Here is a 15,495-nt window from a genome sequence, read left to right on the forward strand (position 1 = left end):
CGCCTCTCCGCGTTTCAGGCCGGTCGTGAGTGCCTCGGGAGATTCGTACCGGACCGGCGGTTGGGGACGGGACGAGTTCTGGGCGTACCCGGTGAGTTACCCGGGCCGTGCGAAATCAGTTGTTGCGTTGGTATGACGCAGGTTGGGCTTGATCGGGTAGGCGTGGCCGGTGAGTTGCGCGGATTGTGCAGGATCAGTTGTCGCGTTGGTATACCTCGGGCTCGAGGGCAGGGCTCGTGCGGGTTCGGGTACCCGACGAGCCCTTGTCCTCGCGGGATAGGCCGTCGCGGTGGTTATTCCGTGGTGTGGCCTAGGAGCTCCTTTGCCAGTTCGCGCATTTCGGCTTTGCGGATCTTGCCTGTCACCGTCATCGGGAATTCGTCGACGATATGGACGTAGCGGGGGATTTTGAAGTGGGCGAGTTTGCCGGTGCAGAAGGCGCGCAGGGTTGCGGCGTCGAGCGGAGTTGCGCCCTCGCGCATGCGAATCCAGGCCATCAGCTCCTCGCCGTACTTCTCGTCGGGGACGCCGATCACCTGGGCGTCCAGGATGTCGGGGTGGGTGTAGAGGAACTCCTCGATCTCGCGGGGGTAGATGTTCTCACCGCCGCGAATGACCATGTCCTTGATCCGTCCGGTCACGGCGAGGTAGCCGTCGGCGTCCATGACGCCGATGTCGCCGGTGTGCATCCAGCGGGCCGCGTCGATCGCTTCGGCGGTCTTGTCCGGCTGGTCCCAGTAGCCGAGCATCACCGAGTAGCCGCGGGTGCACAGTTCGCCGGGCTCGCCGCGCGGAACCGTCAGACCCGTCGCCGGATCGACGATCTTGACCTCCAGGTGCGGGCCGACGCGGCCGACGGTCGCGGTCCTGCGGTCCAGGTCGTCGTCACGTCGGGTCTGGGTGGACACCGGCGACGTCTCCGTCATGCCGTAACAGATGCACACCTCGTGCATGCCGAGCCGATCGATGACCCGTTTCATCACCTCGACCGGACACGGCGAGCCCGCCATGATGCCGGTGCGCAGGCTGGACAGATCCGGTGTCGCTCCGGTCTTTTCGAGCACCGACTCGAGCTCGGCCAGCACGGCGATGAACATCGTCGGCACGCCGTAGAGGGACGTGCACCGCTCTTGCGCGACCGCGGTGAGCGTGGCGGACGGATCGAACGACGGCGCCGGAATCACCACCGCCGCACCATGGCTGGTGGCGGCCAGATTGCCCATCACCATGCCGAAGCAGTGATAGAAGGGCACCGGCACGCAGATCCGGTCCTGCTCCGTGTATCCGCACAGCTCACCGACGAAATAACCGTTGTTCAGGATGTTGTGGTGGCTGAGTGTCGCGCCCTTCGGGAAACCCGTTGTGCCCGAGGTGTACTGGATGTTGATTGGATCGTCGGCGGAAAGCGTCGACGCGATCGCGGCCAGCCGCTCCGCGTCGATCGGCGCGTCGGCCGCCGCGACCCACATCGAATCACCGAGGATCAAAACCTGCTCGAGGCCGGGGCATTCGGGCCGCACCTCCTCGATCATCGCGACGTAGTTCGACGTCTTGAACTCCGGCGCGGCGATCAGCACCCGAACCCCGGCCTGGCGCAGCACATACCCGAGTTCACTGGTGCGGTAGGCCGGATTGATGTTGACCAGGATCGCGCCCAGTTTGGCGGTGGCGTACTGGACGAGGAACCACTCCGCGCAGTTCGGCGCCCAGATGCCGACGCGATCGCCCTTGCCGAGTCCACCGGCGGCGAGACCGGACGCGAGCGCGTCGACGGCGGCGACCAGCTCGCGATAGGTCCATCGGCGTCCGGTCGGCAAGTCCACCAACGCTTCCCGATCCGGGTGCGCCGCCGCCGTGCGGTCCAAGTTGGCGCCGATGGTGTCGCCCAGCAGCGGCGCGTCCGAGGTGCCCGATGCGTAGCTGGGCCATGCGGTGGTCATCGCGCGCCTCCCTGCTGCCGCAGCACGAAACGCTGCACCTTGCCGCTGGGCGTCTTGGGCAAGCTCGTCACGAAATGCACCCGGCGCGGATAGGCGTGCGCGGCGAACTTCTCCTTGACCAATTGCTGTAGCTCGGCGGCCAGCTCGGCGCTGCCCGAGGATCCGCTGCGCAACACCACGAATGCTTCGAGCACTTCGCCCCGCAGCTCGTCCGGCAGACCCACCACCGCGGCCTCCGCCACCTGCTCGTGCAGCACCAGCACGCTCTCCACCTCGAACGGGCCGATGCGGTAGCCCGCCATGATGATCACGTCGTCGTCGCGGGCGGAGAAGTGGAAGAAGCCGTCCGCGTCGCGGGATCCGGCGTCGCCGGTGAGGTACCAGCGACCGTCGGCGGTGTAGCGCTGGGCGGTGCGCTCGGGGGCGTCGAGATAACCGAGGAACCACAGCAGCGGACTGCGCTCGGTGTCGATCGCGACCCGGCCGAGTTCGCCCGGCGCCGCCTCGTGGTCGGCGTCATCGGCGAGCACGGCGCAGGTCCAGCCGGGCAGCTGCCTGCCCATCGACCCGAGCGGGGCCGCGGCGCCGACCTCGTCGTGCCACGCGTTGCAGATGACCATGCCGTGCTCGGTCTGTCCGTAGTGGTCGCGGACGGCGACGCCCAGGTTCCTCGCCGACCAGGCGACGACCTCTGGGGTGAGCGGTTCGCCCGCGGAGGAGGCGCGGCGCAGCGCGAAACCCGGTGGCGGCGAAGTGTCGTCGGCGCGCAGCGCCCGGTACACGGTGGGCGCCGCGGCGAAATTGGTGACCCCGAACCGCTCGAGCACCCGCCAGGTGAGCGGTGCGGAGAACCCGGCGTGCAGCAACAGGCTGCGGGTTCCCGAAGCGAGCGGGCTCAGGATCGCGTAGTACAGCCCGTACGCCCAGCCGGGATCGGCGGCGTTCCAGTAGACGTCGTCGGGGCGGACGTCCAGCGCGAACTCCTGATACGCGTGGAAGGAGGCCAGCGCGCGCACCGGGATCGGCACGCCCTTCGGCGTCCCGGTGGTGCCGCTGGTGAACAACTGGACCAGCAGTCCGTCACCGCCGACCGGGACCGCGGCCGCGCGCGGGTCGTCGGCAGCGTACGCGTCGAGCAGGTCGGCGAAGCGCAGCGTGTCCGGACCGACGTCCGCGGGCGCGCCCGCGACGATCAGCCGCCACGGCGCGTCGGCCGGAATGTCGTCGCCGGGTGCGAGCTTCGCGGCCTGGTCGGCGTCCGCGACGACGAGCGCGGCCCGGCTGGCCGCCAAGCGGAAGGCGATGGCGGGCGGCGCGAACGCGGTGAACAGCGGCACGTGCACCGCGCCGCGACGCCAGATACCGAGCAGCGCCACGATCAGATCCGCCGACTTGCCCATCAGGGTGGCCACCCGATCGCCCCGGCCGACGCCGAGACCGGCCAGCGCAGCGGCGAACCGCGCCGAACGCTCGCGCAGTTCGCCGTAGGTGAGGTCGGTGGCGCGCAGATCCGCCTCGACCATCGTGAACGCGACCCGGTCCGCGGGATGCCGGTCGCACAGCAGTTCCGCCGCGCACACCTCCGGTCCGTCGTAACACTCCAGCAGTTCGCGCACCCGCGATTCCAGGTCCGTGCTCATCTCGCCTCTCCTCATCGGTGATCCACGCCACCCTCGTGTCCAATAGGATGTGGGTCACATCACGTTCGTCACTACCCCCGAAAAGGGGTGAGTCGTTTGACCACCAGTCCCCTGCTGCGCCCCCGCGACGCGGACGCGCTGCGCGCCGAGATCCGCTGGGTGGCGCAACAGGCGGGCGTGCCGGTCGTCTTCGGCGGCGAGGTGCACGAGGACGCGCTGCTGCTCACCGAGTTCGTCGGGACGATGACCAACGGGCTGCGCGGACTGACCGTGCTCCGCAAGTCCGGCCTCGGCGGCCGGGTGATGGATATGCGCAGACCAGCGTCGGTGGCGGACTACCGTAGCGCCGCCTCCATCACCCACCATTACGACGCGCCGGTCTCGGGCGAGGGAATCCGCGCGGTGCTGGCGGTGCCGGTGATCGTGGACGACCGCTCGCGCGCGGTGCTCTACGCCGCGACCCGCGGGGTGAGCCCGCTCGGCGATCGCGCCGCCGACCTGGTGGTGCAGGCGGGCAAGCGCCTGGCCACCGAGATCGCGATCCGCGACGAGGTGGATCGGCGGCTGCGGCTGCTGGAGATGTCGGCCCCGACGCCGGACACCGCGCCCGCCATGGCCGAGGAACTGCGCGACATCGGCGCGGAACTGCGCGGCTTGGCCCGCACGGCAGGCGACGAGCGAATGCGGGCGCGACTGCACGGAATCTGCGACCGGCTCGGCCGGGCCCTCACCGGCGAACCCGTCGCCGACGCTCCGCGCCTGTCCCGCCGGGAGCTGGACGTGCTGGCCGAGATCGCACTCGGCTGCACCAATCAGGAAGCGGCGCATCGTCTTTCGCTCGGCACGGAAACGGTGAAGAGCTACCTGCGCAACGCCATGACGAAACTCGACGCGCGCACCCGCCACGAAGCCGTGGTGACCGCCCGCCGCCTCGGCCTGCTTCCCTGATCGCCGGGCATTTCGGGTCGACTGGACGAATTCGCCCGGCCGCCAACGGAATGCGGAGCGCCTCGATGACCTCCCGCGTCGCCGCGGAGATGTGGTCGGCCCTACACTCCCTTGCGTGACAGAGCCTTTCCGTATCGCGGGATTGTCCCTGGACTGCGCCGACCCCGATGCGCTCGCGCGGTTCTACCTCGATCTGCTCGGCGGACACATGCTGTGGAGCAAAGACCGCAGCGCGGCGATCCGCATTCCGTCCGGTCTCGCGGTCATCGCGCAGCGAATCGCCGACTACGAGCCGCCGGTATGGCCGGGCAGCGCGATCGTGCACTTGGACCTGTCGGCCGACGACGACCTCGACGCGTGCGAGCAGCGCGCCCTCGCCCTCGGCGCGGTGCAGGCACCGACCCAGCCCGGCGACCGGTGGAGGGTGTTGCTCGACCCCGCTGGTCATCCGTTCTGCATCACGACGGCGCAGTTGCCCGACTAGTTGTGTTTCCCACTAGATTTCGAAGCGTGTATTGGCGACGCAGATCAACCACCTGGCCGGCGGGCGCGGTGTCTACGTTCGCGACCCCGACGGCCACAGCTACGACTGTTCACCGCCGTTCCCTGAACCACACCGTCCGAGATCCGAGGGACGGGTCGGCCGCAACTTCGCCAACAGCCGACCACTATGCACACGCGCTCCGTCGACGAAACATGCTGGTCCTGGAGTGAATGGCGGGTCTCGTACCGGACAAGGCCCCCAGACCACCCCTTCGTAGGCTTCGCTCGTCATCAAGATGACCGGGACCAGCAGAATCTCGACCGGTATCGCAACGACAAACGTGAGTAGCAGGCAGAACGCAAGGTCGAGGATCCTGGCGGCGAGGCGCCGGAAGAATGGGGCGGATTCGTGCATTACTTTGAGCCGCCCCGATTCATTGTTTTGGCCACCACAGCTCGACACCAGGAATGAGGCGCAAATAAAATCACCTGAGCGGGTTTCGGACCGGAGCACTTCCCGCTTCGAGAATCCGGCGGAGGCGAAACCGGCTAGGTGAAATACCTGTATCGATGACCAGACGAAAGCAGCAGACCAGATGATCCTTGGTTAGAGAAACGAACCTTCCGTTGATCGCATGGTCGGCCGAGTCCGCACGGCGCAGCCCGCGCCGTACCTGCTGCCGAGACGGACCGGATGCGCACGCCGAAAGGTGTGGATCCTCGCCGTCGATATCCCGGTTGCGCTCTTTTCGCGATTTCCCCTGGTCGTGTTCCGCTGCTCTCCGGCATCTCGGCACATCAGTCGCAGTTCAGCCGACCGCCATTGTGAACTATCACTATCGCTTGCTGACGGCTCCTCCCGATATTTCATGTTACTCGGAGTAAGCCGTCCTCAGGAATCTTGTTCTGGTTACTCTGGTGCAATAGCGCAGTTAACGGGGATGGAAGGAAGTTCGACTATGTCTGTCACCGCTCCCCACCGGCAAGGACTCACTGTATCCGGCAGGCCCATGTCGTTGCCGTTGAAAGACGTGCGGGCCTTGTCACGTCAGATGGTCGGGCATTTCGTCGAAACCGTCGCCCCCTGCGGCACCTTACCCGGTGACGCGATCCACGGCGACATCACCATCATCACCCGCGTGTGCTTGGAACTGGCAGTCAGCATGCTGGACGGCAGCAACATTCCGGAGAAGACCGAACAGCTCGAGGACGCTGCGGCCCAATGGGCTCGCGAAGGCGTGCCTATTGGTACCATTCATCACGCTATCCATGAGGGCTTCAAGATCGGCTTCGACCTGGTGGTGTCCCCCGCCTTGGTCCAGCAGCGTGCCTCCGGCTCGGCCGACACCGAGCCGATGCTCGCCCCCAGCATGGCCGACTACCAAAGTATCCTCGACGGCGCCAAACTCGTCGTCGAAATGCTCGACACCATGACCACGGCGGTCTCGGTGGCTTATGTGCGCGAACTGCGCGCGGTCGTGTCGGAGCACCACACCGCGGTGCACACGCTCACCTCGGCGCTGCTCGGGGGCCACCCCACCTCCACCATGGCCCGCGAGTGTGGCATCGACATCTCCGACCGCTATCGCGTAATAGCCCTCGCCATTCCGTCCCACCCGGACGAGTCAAACCCCATGCTTGACGCGAAAGTCGTTGCCCGCCGCAAACTCCGGCGCGTGCAGGCGGAACTGGCCACCCGCTGCGACGACGCCGTGCTGTCGCTGCTGTCGATCGACGGCGGCACCCTGCTCATCCCCGCTGATCACGTCACCGAGGGCACCCTGAAGGAACTGATCGGGCATCTGTCGCGGGCGGCCCGCGTGCCCATCACCGCCGCGGTAGTCACCGCCGCCACCGACACCGTGCCCACCGCTGCCGATCAAGCCCACCAACTACTCGACATGGTCACCCGGTTGCGGTCGGTGCCGGGCCTGTATTACTTCGACGATCTGGCCTTGGAATACCAGCTCACCCGACCCGGGCCTGCCCGCGAATATCTCGGGTCGCTGCTCGATCCACTGGACGAGCATCCGGAACTGCTGGAGACCCTGCAGGTCCATATCGCGCACAATCTGAACCGCCAGCGCACTGCGCGGCAACTGCACGTACACACCAACACCGTGGACTACCGGCTCAAGCGTATCGGTCAGCTCACAGGTTTCGACCCCACGCAGGCGAGCGGGCTGTGGCACCTGCGTTCGGCATTGGTTGCCCACACTTACCGCAGATAAGCGGAGTGCGGTCGAGCGGGTGCGGTTGTGGGACGCAGTGCGCCACGACTTCTGGACCAAACTCATTCCGCTGCAACCACAGTGTCGACAGTGGCGACGGAATCGATCGTGAAAACCCCGCGCCCACTGCTGCGTGCACGTCGGGCTGTCAACCAACGACCACTGCCATGTAGTTCGACGCGGGAAAGACCTAGGCCTCTCGGCAATCTGACGCTGATGAACTGGTCAGCAAGCCCGCTGATTCCGCAGGCGCAGATACCGAGGTATGTTCAGCGCTGCCCACTCCGGGATTCGTTCGCCTGGCGCGACGAACTAGTGCGGTGCCCCAGCTCGTGGCTTGGTCCACACATAGCATCACCACCCACTCGCGCGGAGTGTGGGACAAGCCAACGACATCCACCATTTGCTCCACGAACAGTGGATCGGTGAAAATCCAGCTGTCGATCTGATGCGGCTTCACCGCGCCGGACGTGGCCGAGGACGTCGAGCTCGCCGAGAGAGCGACGATGGCCCTGAGCTCGTCCGGGAGTCCCGAATTGGCCTGTCAGGCGATGCGCGACTGGGCCGGTGAACATGTCGGTCCAGCGCCGGTCGAACCACTCTTGCCGCGATCGGCGTCGATCGCGGCCTTGCCGAACTGGCATATGCCCTGGCCTCGACGCCAATCGATACCCGAAAGAACCAGTCGCTGAATGCATCTCGTGTTTCAGACCGGAATCTGGCGACCGACGTGTGGGCCGGATGGTGTCGCCACCGGCACTGTGTGCGAGTTCACTTGGCGAACTGGCGAACTCGCACACAACCGGTCACGATGCCCGGGTGGCGACCTGGTCGGTGATTTCGCTGATGCCCTCGGCGGCGACCTCGAGCACGCACGCCGTGGAGATGTCGAAGAACAGGCCCGACACTGTCAGGCCGCGGTGGGCCACGGCCTGGCGGATCACCGGGTGGCGTTGCAGGGTCTCGAGCTGCACGGCGACGTTGACCATGCTCAGCTGTGCGGTTTCGTCGTAGCCTGCGGCCGCCGCAGCCGCCCGCACCGGGTGCCCGGCAAGATAGGCCTCCAGGCTGGGACGGGCGTGGACGAGCCAGGTGTCCAGTCCCGGTCCGGCGGAGGTGTCGGCGAGCAGGGCCTTCATGGCACCGCAGGAGGAGTGGCCGCACACCGCCACGTTGTGCACCTTCAGGTTGTCTACTGCGAAGGACAGGGCCGCCTCGACCGATGCATCCGAGCCGTGCGTGGGGAACAGGTTGCCGACGTTGCGGACGGTGAACAGGTCACCGGGGCCACTGTTGGTGATCACGTTGGGCACGATGCGCGAGTCGGCACAGGTGAGGAACAGCGAGTGCGGATCCTGCCGGTCACGCAGCTCGTCCAGGTGCGGCCGCATCACGTGGGCGTAGCTGCGGTGGTAGGCGGCCACACCGGCTGTGACCGCGTCGCCGTTGCGCTCGCGCCAAGGGCCGAGTACCTCGTCGAGCATGCCGCGCGCCCGGCCGCGCCGGGGCGGTCGGGTCATGGCGTGTTCCATGCGCGCTGTACCGATCTCGACGAATTGCACGTTACCGCCGCCGCTTTCGTGCTGGCGCGCCCAGTCGTGAACGGCCTCGTACGCAGCGTGGTCGAGGAAGTCGACGGTCAGCTCGACCAGTACGTCGGCACCGGTCGGCACCTTGGCCAGTTTCTTGGTCAGCTTCGGCAGCGCCAGGAACGTGCACGTACCGTCGACGCTCACGATCCAGCGGTCGGTGCCCGTCACCGGCGCGGCCTGTACCGACACCTGCACCACCCGCCACATCAGCATCGTGAACGCCAGCGCCAGGCCGATCAGCACGCCCTCGAGCAGGTTCAGGAACACCACGCTGACCATGGTCACCGCGTATACCGCCAGGTCGCCGGTGCGATGGGCGAGCCGGACGTGGGCCAGTTTCACCAGCTGGACGCCCACCACGATGAGCAACCCGGCCAGTGCCGACTTCGGGACCTGTTGCACGACGCCGACGAGCGCGATGGAGAACACCAGGATCCACACGCCGTGCAGAATCGCCGAGGCCCGGGTGCGCGCACCAGCGGCCACGTTGGTGGAGCTGCGCACGATCACGCCCGTGACCGGGAGGCCGCCGAGAATGCCGGAGGTCATGTTGGCCGCGCCCTGAGCCACCAGCTCGCGGTCGAAGTCGGTGCGCTTGCCGGTATGCAGCTTGTCCACGGCCACCGCCGACAGCAGGCTCTCCACGCTGGCGATCAGGGCGATGGTAAGCACCGCCAACACCATCCCGCCCCAGTTGTCGCTGGGCAGGCTGGGCAGTCCGATCGCGTCGAACAGCGAGCCGTCGATCTTGATGCGCTCCAGCTCCGGATTGCCGGGCAGGACCAGCGACAGCACCGTACCCACCAGCACCGCGACCAACGGGCCTGGGATCAGACGCACGTTCCCGGGTACCCAGCGCCAGGCGACGATGATGCCGATGACGATCAGGCCGATGACGAAGTCGTCACCGTGCAGGTTCAGCAGCTGACCGGGTAGTTCGGTGATGTTCTCGAAGCCCGAGCTGCGCGACGAGCCGCCCAGCAGCACGTGCACCTGCTGCAGCGCGATGGTGACACCGATACCGGCGAGCATGGCATGCACGACGACCGGCGCTATTGCCAGCGCGGCGCCCGCGATCCGGCTCAATCCGAACACGATCTGCAACAGGCCCGCCGCGACGGTGATGAAACACGTTGTCTTCCAGCCGAACTGGTGGATGGTCTCGGCGACGACCACGGTGAGGCCGGCGGCTGGCCCGCTGACCTGCAGTGGGCTTCCACCGACGAAGCCGACGACGATTCCACCCACGGCGGCCGCGACCAGGCCGGCGGCGATAGGGGCGTCGGAGGCGATGGCAATGCCCAGCGATAACGGCAGGGCGACGAGGAACACCACGATCGAGGCGGGCAGATCATTTCGGGAGATCGACGAAAGCCAATCGGACCATGGCCTCCCCGGTGGGGCGTCCGATCCAGGCGTCGTATCGGTGTCGGTGGACATATTTCTCCTTCACCAGGCCGGTGAGCCGGACCGGTCGGTCGAACATGGTCTCCAGGCATCGAAAGCACTTGCGGGACAAGCAGTCCGAGATATCGGTATCCGGCAGGCTCTCAGACGTAGGGAGTTTTCCAAGATCAAAGTACAGGTAACAGCGCAGGGAAAAACGGGCCAAACAGATGTTTGTGACCGACACTATTCCGAACGGCAGCGTCTTCCTCGGCGTCACAAGCTGGAGTGGCACAGGCTTCGATGTCGATGACGAAAGACCACAATCAATCGACAGAATCATCGTGTGCATTCACGACACGGGTTAGTGTGATTGTTCACGATAGTTTCGCAAATAATTGATATTGGAATCCGAATTATCGAAAGGGACGTGCAGTGATCCCCGGCGCTGTGATCTGATTGGGCCGTCTCGGGCCCGGGGCCTTTCACATAACACGACTGAGGATGACTGTATGAACTCGAGAATTATCCGTCCGCTCGCCGTCGTCGCATTCGCGCTGTCGGCCACCGCGCTCAGTGTCGGCACGGCCTCAGCGGACGCATCCGCAGCCACCCCCGTCTCGGGCTCGGTGGAAGTGTGCGTCCCCATCCCGGTGGGCCCTATCGAGCTGAGCTTCTGCCTGTAACCGGCTAGACCGAGGTGCATACGGCGGTGGCGACACCGTTCATGGTGCGCACGACTCCGCGCTTCCAGTTCGGAGTCGTCACCGCCCATAGCCTGCGCACCGAGGTCGACCTGGAGTTGATTGAGCGGCTCCGGGCGGGGCATCGGAGGGACTTGCGTGCGTGCGGTACCCCCACCCGGGGCGGGTGCCGCAGAGCCGGGTCAGCGCCGGGATCAGGCGAACAGCCCGGACGTTGGCCGTGTTCGTGCACAGCGACCACCTCCGGCGCCCCGGGCGCCTGCGCGATCACCGAGCGCGGGATCAGGCTGCGGCCTGCGGCGGCCCCGTCGGCTCTCGGCGATGCCCCAGCACCCGGCGGCGTCGGGGTCCGCACGGCAGACGCCAGCGGATTCCCGACGGCAGTCGGGGAACTCGCTCGATGCGAATCCGACCAGCAGGCGGATTCGCTATAAAGGCGCAGTTGGAAATAGAATTCCAAGCTGTACGACTCGCCCATCGAAATAAGAATTTCGACAATTCCGTCATTATTTACGCAAAGGTTGGGCTGGCCAGTGGTTTTCCGCGGCCATCGCCACCTTTGGATCGTTCCTGAGCAGGTAAGTAGGAGTTGTACGTGAGCGTTGACACCCCAGACGCCACAGCACTATCGGCCATGGCCGCGCGCCTGCGCATTGCGCTGACCGTGATTTTGCGCCGCGCCCGGAGGGATCCCGACGAGCGTCAATTGTCCGCGACGCAATGGGCGGTGCTGGGACGCCTGCATCGAAGCGGAGCCATGGCCGCCGTCGATCTGGCTCGCCTGGAGATGTTGCGCCCGCAGACGATGCGCAACATCGTCGACGGGTTACGAGATCAGGGCCTGATCGTCGGCTTGCGCGACCCGATCGACGGACGCCGCGTGAACCTGATGCTCACCGACGAAGGCCGGGCCTGGGTGCGCGGGCAGCAGGCACCGCTGAACGACGCTCTCGCGCAGATCTTGTCGGAGAACTTGCCGTCCGGCGAACTGCACAAGGTGGACGCAGCGCTGGATCTGCTGGAGAGAATTGCCTACGGGTGATCAAGGTTCTGTCTCCCAGTCGCGCCTGAGTAGTCCGCTCGGGGTGAGCCGATGGTGCATCATGTCCGCTGTGGCGAGGCTGGTGATTTCGCCGTGGCGGGATCCGCCGGAGGTGTTCGGGCCGTCGTCCTGGCCCTGGTCGTCGAGTGGCTCAGGTCATTGAGAGACAGAATCTAGCCGCTGACACCCACAAAAACCCTTCTGCCGGACGCAATTCGGCATTGGTTGCGCCATGCCCGGACCGGGTTGGCGGCGTGGAGCCGGACTGCTCGCGGCATGTCGCAGACGATCGTCCGCGCGAACCACAATGTGACGCAGCCGTCGCAACACACCTCAGTCCGGTGGCAGCAGGTCCGGGCGGCGCTCGCGGGTGCGGTCGAGGGACTGTTCGCGGCGCCAGGCGGCGACCTTCGCGTGGTCGCCGGAGAGCAGGATCGGCGGCACGTCCAGACCGCGCCAGCTGACGGGACGGGTGTAGGAAGGCCCTTCCAGCAGACCGTCGGAAAACGAATCCTCTTGGTGGGATTGCTGATTGCCCAGCACGCCGGGCAGCAGCCGCACCACGGCCTCGGTCATCACCAGCACCGCGGCCTCACCGCCGATGAGGACGTAGTCGCCGATGCTCACCTCTTCGACGCGCACCCGGCGCGCGGCGTCATCGAACACGCGCTGGTCGATGCCCTCGTAGCGGCCGCAGGCGAAGACCAGGTGCTTCTCGGTGGCCCAGCGCTGCGCGGTGGCCTGGGTGAACGGCACGCCCGCCGGCGTGGGCACCACGAGCAGCGCGTCGTCGGGACACACCTCGTCCAGCGCGTCGCCCCACACGGTCGGCTTCATGACCATGCCGGGGCCGCCGCCGTACGGCGCGTCGTCGACCGACTTGTGCACGTCGTGGGTCCAGCGCCGTAGGTCGTGCACGTCGACGGAGATCAATCCCTTGTCGATGGCCTTACCGAGCAGCGCCGTCCGCAGCGGCTCCAAGTACTCCGGAAAGATCGTGACGACGTCGAGCCTCATCCCAGCCCCTTCGTTCCACCGAGTAGTCCGCGCCCGGCCGCGACAGCGCGTGGCATGCCCATCACTCGGGATCGAGCAGGCCCTCGGGCGGATCGATGACCACCAGCCCGTCGGCAACCGACACCGTCGGCACGATCGCGGTGACGAACGGGATCAGGATCTCCCGCCCGTCGTCGGCGGCGCGCACCGAAAGCAGTTCTCCCGCAGCCGAATGCAGCACCTCGGTGACCGTTCCGACGACGGCGCCGTCGGTGAGCTGGACGGTGAGTCCCTCGAGCTCGTGGTCGTAGTACTCGTCCGGATCGTCCGAGGGCGGCAGGTCCTCGCTGTTCACGACGAACAGCGTGCCGCGCAGCGCGTCGGCGGCGGTGCGGTCGGTGATCCCGGCGAGAAACACGAGGAGCCGACCCGAGTGCTCACGGGCCGACTCCACGGTGAAGTCGCGAACCTCCGTCGAGCGCGGCAGGCGGCCACGCAGGGTGGTGCCCGCCGCGAAACGCTCGTCCGGTTCGTCGGTGCGGATCTCGACGACGAGTTCGCCGCGCACACCGTGCGACTTGGCGACCCGCCCTACGACGAGTTCCATCTACTGATCGGTGTCGACCACGTCGACCCGGATGCCACGGCCGCCGATGCCCGCGACGAGGGTGCGCAGCGCGGTCGCGGTGCGTCCGCCGCGGCCGATCACCTTGCCCAGGTCCTCGGGGTGGACGTGCACCTCGACGGTGCGCCCGCGGCGGCCGGTGATCAGCTCGACGCGGACGTCATCGGGATTGGCGACGATGCCGCGCACCAAGTGCTCGACGGCATCGGCCACAACCGCACTCATTACTCCGCAGCCTCGGTAGCGGCCACACCCTCGGCCTCTTCCTTCTTGGCCTTCTTCTTCGGGGTGACGGCCTCGGCGACCGGCTCGTTCTCGGCGGCGGCCAGCGCGGCGTTGAACAGGTCCAGCTTGGACGGCTTGGCCGGCTTCACCTTCAGCGTGCCCTCGGCGCCCGGCAGGCCCTTGAACTTCTGCCAGTCACCGGTGATCTCCAGGAGGCGCTGCACCGGCTCGGTCGGCTGCGCGCCGACACCCAGCCAGTACTGCACGCGCTCCGAGTCGATCTCGATCAGCGACGGCTCTTCCTTCGGGTGGTACTTGCCGATGGACTCGATTGCCCGGCCGTCACGACGGGTGCGGGCGTCCGCGACGACGACGCGGTACTGCGGGTTGCGGATCTTGCCCATGCGGGTGAGCTTGATGCGAACAGCCATGCTGATCTGCCTCTTTCAGGTAGTTGGTCACGGCGCAATTCAGCGACCCGCACGGTCTGCGAGCCCGGTTTTGCGCTTGAAGTGTGTGACCGCCGCGCGGTACGTAACCGGAGACGGGCTGACACTGTCCGGAAGGACGGTGGTCCATTCTGCCAGACCGGACCGTCCCGCCCGAAATCGCCTCACGACGTCGGTCACCTGGGCGAGGTATCGCATCTGGTCGACCCCACCGGCGGATTTCTCCGGCCCGAGCGCAACGTTTCGTGCCCGCGCCGCAATAACCGGTCATGGGGATCTTCCGACGACGCAACACCAAGCGCAGCAGTCTCCGGCGGGAGGCCGCGCACGAGGTCGGCGGCGACATCGCGGGCGAAGCGGCGATCGAGGCCGCGCCGCTGCTGTTCCGCCTCTTCGGCGCTGGACTGCGCGGCATCGGAGCGGCGGTCAGCGCGATCCTGAATTGATTCGTGGCGGGCCGCTGTTCACGCCCTCGAACGTCCTCGATCGAAGGTCACCTTGTAGTCCGTCTGACGGGCACCTTCCGTACTGGAGACATCCGCAGGCCTCCCCGTGTACCGGCCGTCCGACGGGACCCGATACCGGAATTTCACTCCGGTCGATGGAGAAATGGTTCTGGCGGTAGTCGATCGCGGTCGACCCTGGAGGCGAATTCGCCGCGAATCAGGCGGGGCGGTAGCGGAGCAGCACCACTCCGGAACGGAACGGCTTGCTCTCGACCAATCGCAGCGCCGGAATCCGCGCACCCTCGGCGAACAGCCGTGCCCCGCGGCCGAGCACGACCGGGTAGACGAACAACCGGTACTCGTCGACCAGCCCGGCCTCGATGAGCTGGTGCGCCAGCGCGATGCTTCCGGTGCAGACAATGTCCTTCCCCGGCCGCTCCTTCAGCGCGCGCACCTCGTCCAGGCCGCGCAGCACCGTGGAGTTCTGCCATCCCGGGTCGTCCATCGAGCGCGACACCACGTATTTCGCCATCTGGTTCAGGTCGTCGGTGATGCCGGTCCGGTCATCGGTCTGTTGCGGCCAGTAGCCGCGCATGTCCTCGAAGGTGACGCGCCCGAGCAGCACCGCGTCACAGGCCTCTGTGTGGGTCATCAGCTCCGCGAGGATGTCGGATTCGTCGTCCACCGCGTCGTTGCCGACGGTGAACCAGCCCTCCGTCGCATCGATCACCCCGTCCAGCGTGATGTTCTCCGTCACCACCAGATCCCGCATCGGCCGACCTCCCTGG

14 protein-coding genes are annotated in these 15,495 nt (G+C 66.7%); 6 read left to right on the forward strand and 8 right to left on the reverse strand.

Going from position 1 to position 15,495, the window contains the following annotated elements; genetic code table 11:
- Positions 1 to 293: 293 nt before the first annotated feature.
- Together AB0H50_RS03300 and AB0H50_RS03305 are read right to left on the reverse strand one after the other, a co-directional pair.
- Positions 294 to 1,940, reverse strand: a complete 1,647-nt coding sequence (locus AB0H50_RS03300; protein ID WP_357445967.1) for an AMP-binding protein — start codon at positions 1,938 to 1,940, stop codon at positions 294 to 296.
- On the reverse strand, positions 1,937 to 3,580 hold the full coding sequence (locus tag AB0H50_RS03305; protein WP_357445970.1) for an AMP-binding protein: 1,644 nt from the start codon (positions 3,578 to 3,580) through the stop codon (positions 1,937 to 1,939). Before AB0H50_RS03305 ends, AB0H50_RS03300 begins: the two co-directional genes overlap by 4 nt.
- Positions 3,581 to 3,667: 87 nt before the next feature.
- On the opposite strand from AB0H50_RS03305, the gene AB0H50_RS03310 reads away from it, so the two are divergent.
- The 3 genes from AB0H50_RS03310 (at position 3,668) to AB0H50_RS03320 (ending at position 7,242) form a co-directional block, all read left to right on the forward strand.
- Positions 3,668 to 4,528, forward strand: coding sequence for a LuxR C-terminal-related transcriptional regulator (locus AB0H50_RS03310; protein WP_357445973.1), 861 nt, complete (start codon positions 3,668 to 3,670; stop codon positions 4,526 to 4,528).
- A gap of 115 nt (positions 4,529 to 4,643) precedes the next feature.
- Positions 4,644 to 5,012: a VOC family protein gene (locus AB0H50_RS03315; protein WP_357445976.1), complete on the forward strand. Its 369-nt coding sequence runs from the start codon at positions 4,644 to 4,646 to the stop codon at positions 5,010 to 5,012.
- A 958-nt stretch (positions 5,013 to 5,970) separates the two neighbouring features.
- Positions 5,971 to 7,242 (forward strand): helix-turn-helix domain-containing protein, encoded by a 1,272-nt coding sequence (locus tag AB0H50_RS03320; protein ID WP_357447240.1) that lies wholly within the window; start codon positions 5,971 to 5,973, stop codon positions 7,240 to 7,242.
- 806 nt (positions 7,243 to 8,048) lie between these two features.
- Here AB0H50_RS03320 and AB0H50_RS03325 read toward each other — a convergent pair.
- Positions 8,049 to 10,274, reverse strand: a complete 2,226-nt coding sequence (locus AB0H50_RS03325; protein ID WP_357445979.1) for a bifunctional SulP family inorganic anion transporter/carbonic anhydrase — start codon at positions 10,272 to 10,274, stop codon at positions 8,049 to 8,051.
- Positions 10,275 to 10,732: 458 nt separating this feature from the next.
- On the opposite strand from AB0H50_RS03325, the gene AB0H50_RS03330 reads away from it, so the two are divergent.
- Positions 10,733 to 10,906: a hypothetical protein gene (locus AB0H50_RS03330; protein WP_357445982.1), complete on the forward strand. Its 174-nt coding sequence runs from the start codon at positions 10,733 to 10,735 to the stop codon at positions 10,904 to 10,906.
- Between the two features lie 652 nt (positions 10,907 to 11,558).
- Positions 11,559 to 11,966: a MarR family transcriptional regulator gene (locus AB0H50_RS03335; protein WP_357445985.1), complete on the forward strand. Its 408-nt coding sequence runs from the start codon at positions 11,559 to 11,561 to the stop codon at positions 11,964 to 11,966.
- Between the two features lie 333 nt (positions 11,967 to 12,299).
- Here the strand turns inward: AB0H50_RS03335 and trmD are convergent, their stop codons facing one another.
- From trmD to rpsP, 4 genes are all read right to left on the reverse strand, one after another.
- A complete protein-coding gene (gene trmD, locus AB0H50_RS03340) occupies positions 12,300 to 12,983 on the reverse strand; it encodes a tRNA (guanosine(37)-N1)-methyltransferase TrmD (protein ID WP_357445988.1) in 684 nt (227 codons plus the stop codon).
- Positions 12,984 to 13,044: 61 nt separating this feature from the next.
- Complete coding sequence (rimM, locus tag AB0H50_RS03345) at positions 13,045 to 13,569, reverse strand: ribosome maturation factor RimM (protein WP_357445991.1); 525 nt, start codon at positions 13,567 to 13,569, stop codon at positions 13,045 to 13,047.
- A complete protein-coding gene (locus AB0H50_RS03350; RefSeq protein WP_067782143.1) occupies positions 13,570 to 13,812 on the reverse strand; it encodes an RNA-binding protein in 243 nt (80 codons plus the stop codon).
- On the reverse strand, positions 13,812 to 14,243 hold the full coding sequence (gene rpsP, locus AB0H50_RS03355; protein ID WP_357445994.1) for a 30S ribosomal protein S16: 432 nt from the start codon (positions 14,241 to 14,243) through the stop codon (positions 13,812 to 13,814). The genes AB0H50_RS03350 and rpsP overlap by 1 nt, the downstream gene beginning before the upstream one ends.
- 287 nt (positions 14,244 to 14,530) lie before the next feature.
- Between rpsP and AB0H50_RS03360 the strand changes: the two genes are divergently transcribed.
- Complete coding sequence (locus AB0H50_RS03360; RefSeq protein ID WP_357445997.1) at positions 14,531 to 14,707, forward strand: hypothetical protein; 177 nt, start codon at positions 14,531 to 14,533, stop codon at positions 14,705 to 14,707.
- 217 nt (positions 14,708 to 14,924) lie between these two features.
- On the opposite strand, the gene AB0H50_RS03365 is transcribed toward AB0H50_RS03360, so the two are convergent.
- Positions 14,925 to 15,479 carry a dihydrofolate reductase family protein gene (locus AB0H50_RS03365; RefSeq protein ID WP_357446000.1) on the reverse strand — a complete coding sequence of 185 codons (555 nt, stop codon included), beginning with the start codon at positions 15,477 to 15,479 and terminating at the stop codon, positions 14,925 to 14,927.
- Positions 15,480 to 15,495 lie beyond the last annotated feature (16 nt).

Source organism: Nocardia sp. NPDC050793, from assembly GCF_040654065.1.
Lineage (GTDB): Bacteria > Actinomycetota > Actinomycetes > Mycobacteriales > Mycobacteriaceae > Nocardia.

What these genes read in the sequence shown, in the direction of transcription:
- AB0H50_RS03360 (WP_357445997.1), top strand. Translation starts at nt 14,531, where the DNA reads ATGGGGATCTTCCGACGACGCAACACCAAGCGCAGCAGTCTCCGGCGG.
- AB0H50_RS03320 (WP_357447240.1), top strand. Translation starts at nt 5,971, where the DNA reads ATGTCTGTCACCGCTCCCCACCGGCAAGGACTCACTGTATCCGGCAGG.
- AB0H50_RS03325 (WP_357445979.1), bottom strand. Translation starts at nt 10,274, where the DNA reads ATGTCCACCGACACCGATACGACGCCTGGATCGGACGCCCCACCGGGG.
- rimM (WP_357445991.1), bottom strand. Translation starts at nt 13,569, where the DNA reads ATGGAACTCGTCGTAGGGCGGGTCGCCAAGTCGCACGGTGTGCGCGGC.
- AB0H50_RS03300 (WP_357445967.1), bottom strand. Translation starts at nt 1,940, where the DNA reads ATGACCACCGCATGGCCCAGCTACGCATCGGGCACCTCGGACGCGCCG.
- AB0H50_RS03305 (WP_357445970.1), bottom strand. Translation starts at nt 3,580, where the DNA reads ATGAGCACGGACCTGGAATCGCGGGTGCGCGAACTGCTGGAGTGTTAC.
- trmD (WP_357445988.1), bottom strand. Translation starts at nt 12,983, where the DNA reads ATGAGGCTCGACGTCGTCACGATCTTTCCGGAGTACTTGGAGCCGCTG.
- AB0H50_RS03365 (WP_357446000.1), bottom strand. Translation starts at nt 15,479, where the DNA reads ATGCGGGATCTGGTGGTGACGGAGAACATCACGCTGGACGGGGTGATC.
- AB0H50_RS03350 (WP_067782143.1), bottom strand. Translation starts at nt 13,812, where the DNA reads ATGAGTGCGGTTGTGGCCGATGCCGTCGAGCACTTGGTGCGCGGCATC.
- AB0H50_RS03335 (WP_357445985.1), top strand. Translation starts at nt 11,559, where the DNA reads ATGGCCGCGCGCCTGCGCATTGCGCTGACCGTGATTTTGCGCCGCGCC.
- rpsP (WP_357445994.1), bottom strand. Translation starts at nt 14,243, where the DNA reads ATGGCTGTTCGCATCAAGCTCACCCGCATGGGCAAGATCCGCAACCCG.
- AB0H50_RS03330 (WP_357445982.1), top strand. Translation starts at nt 10,733, where the DNA reads ATGAACTCGAGAATTATCCGTCCGCTCGCCGTCGTCGCATTCGCGCTG.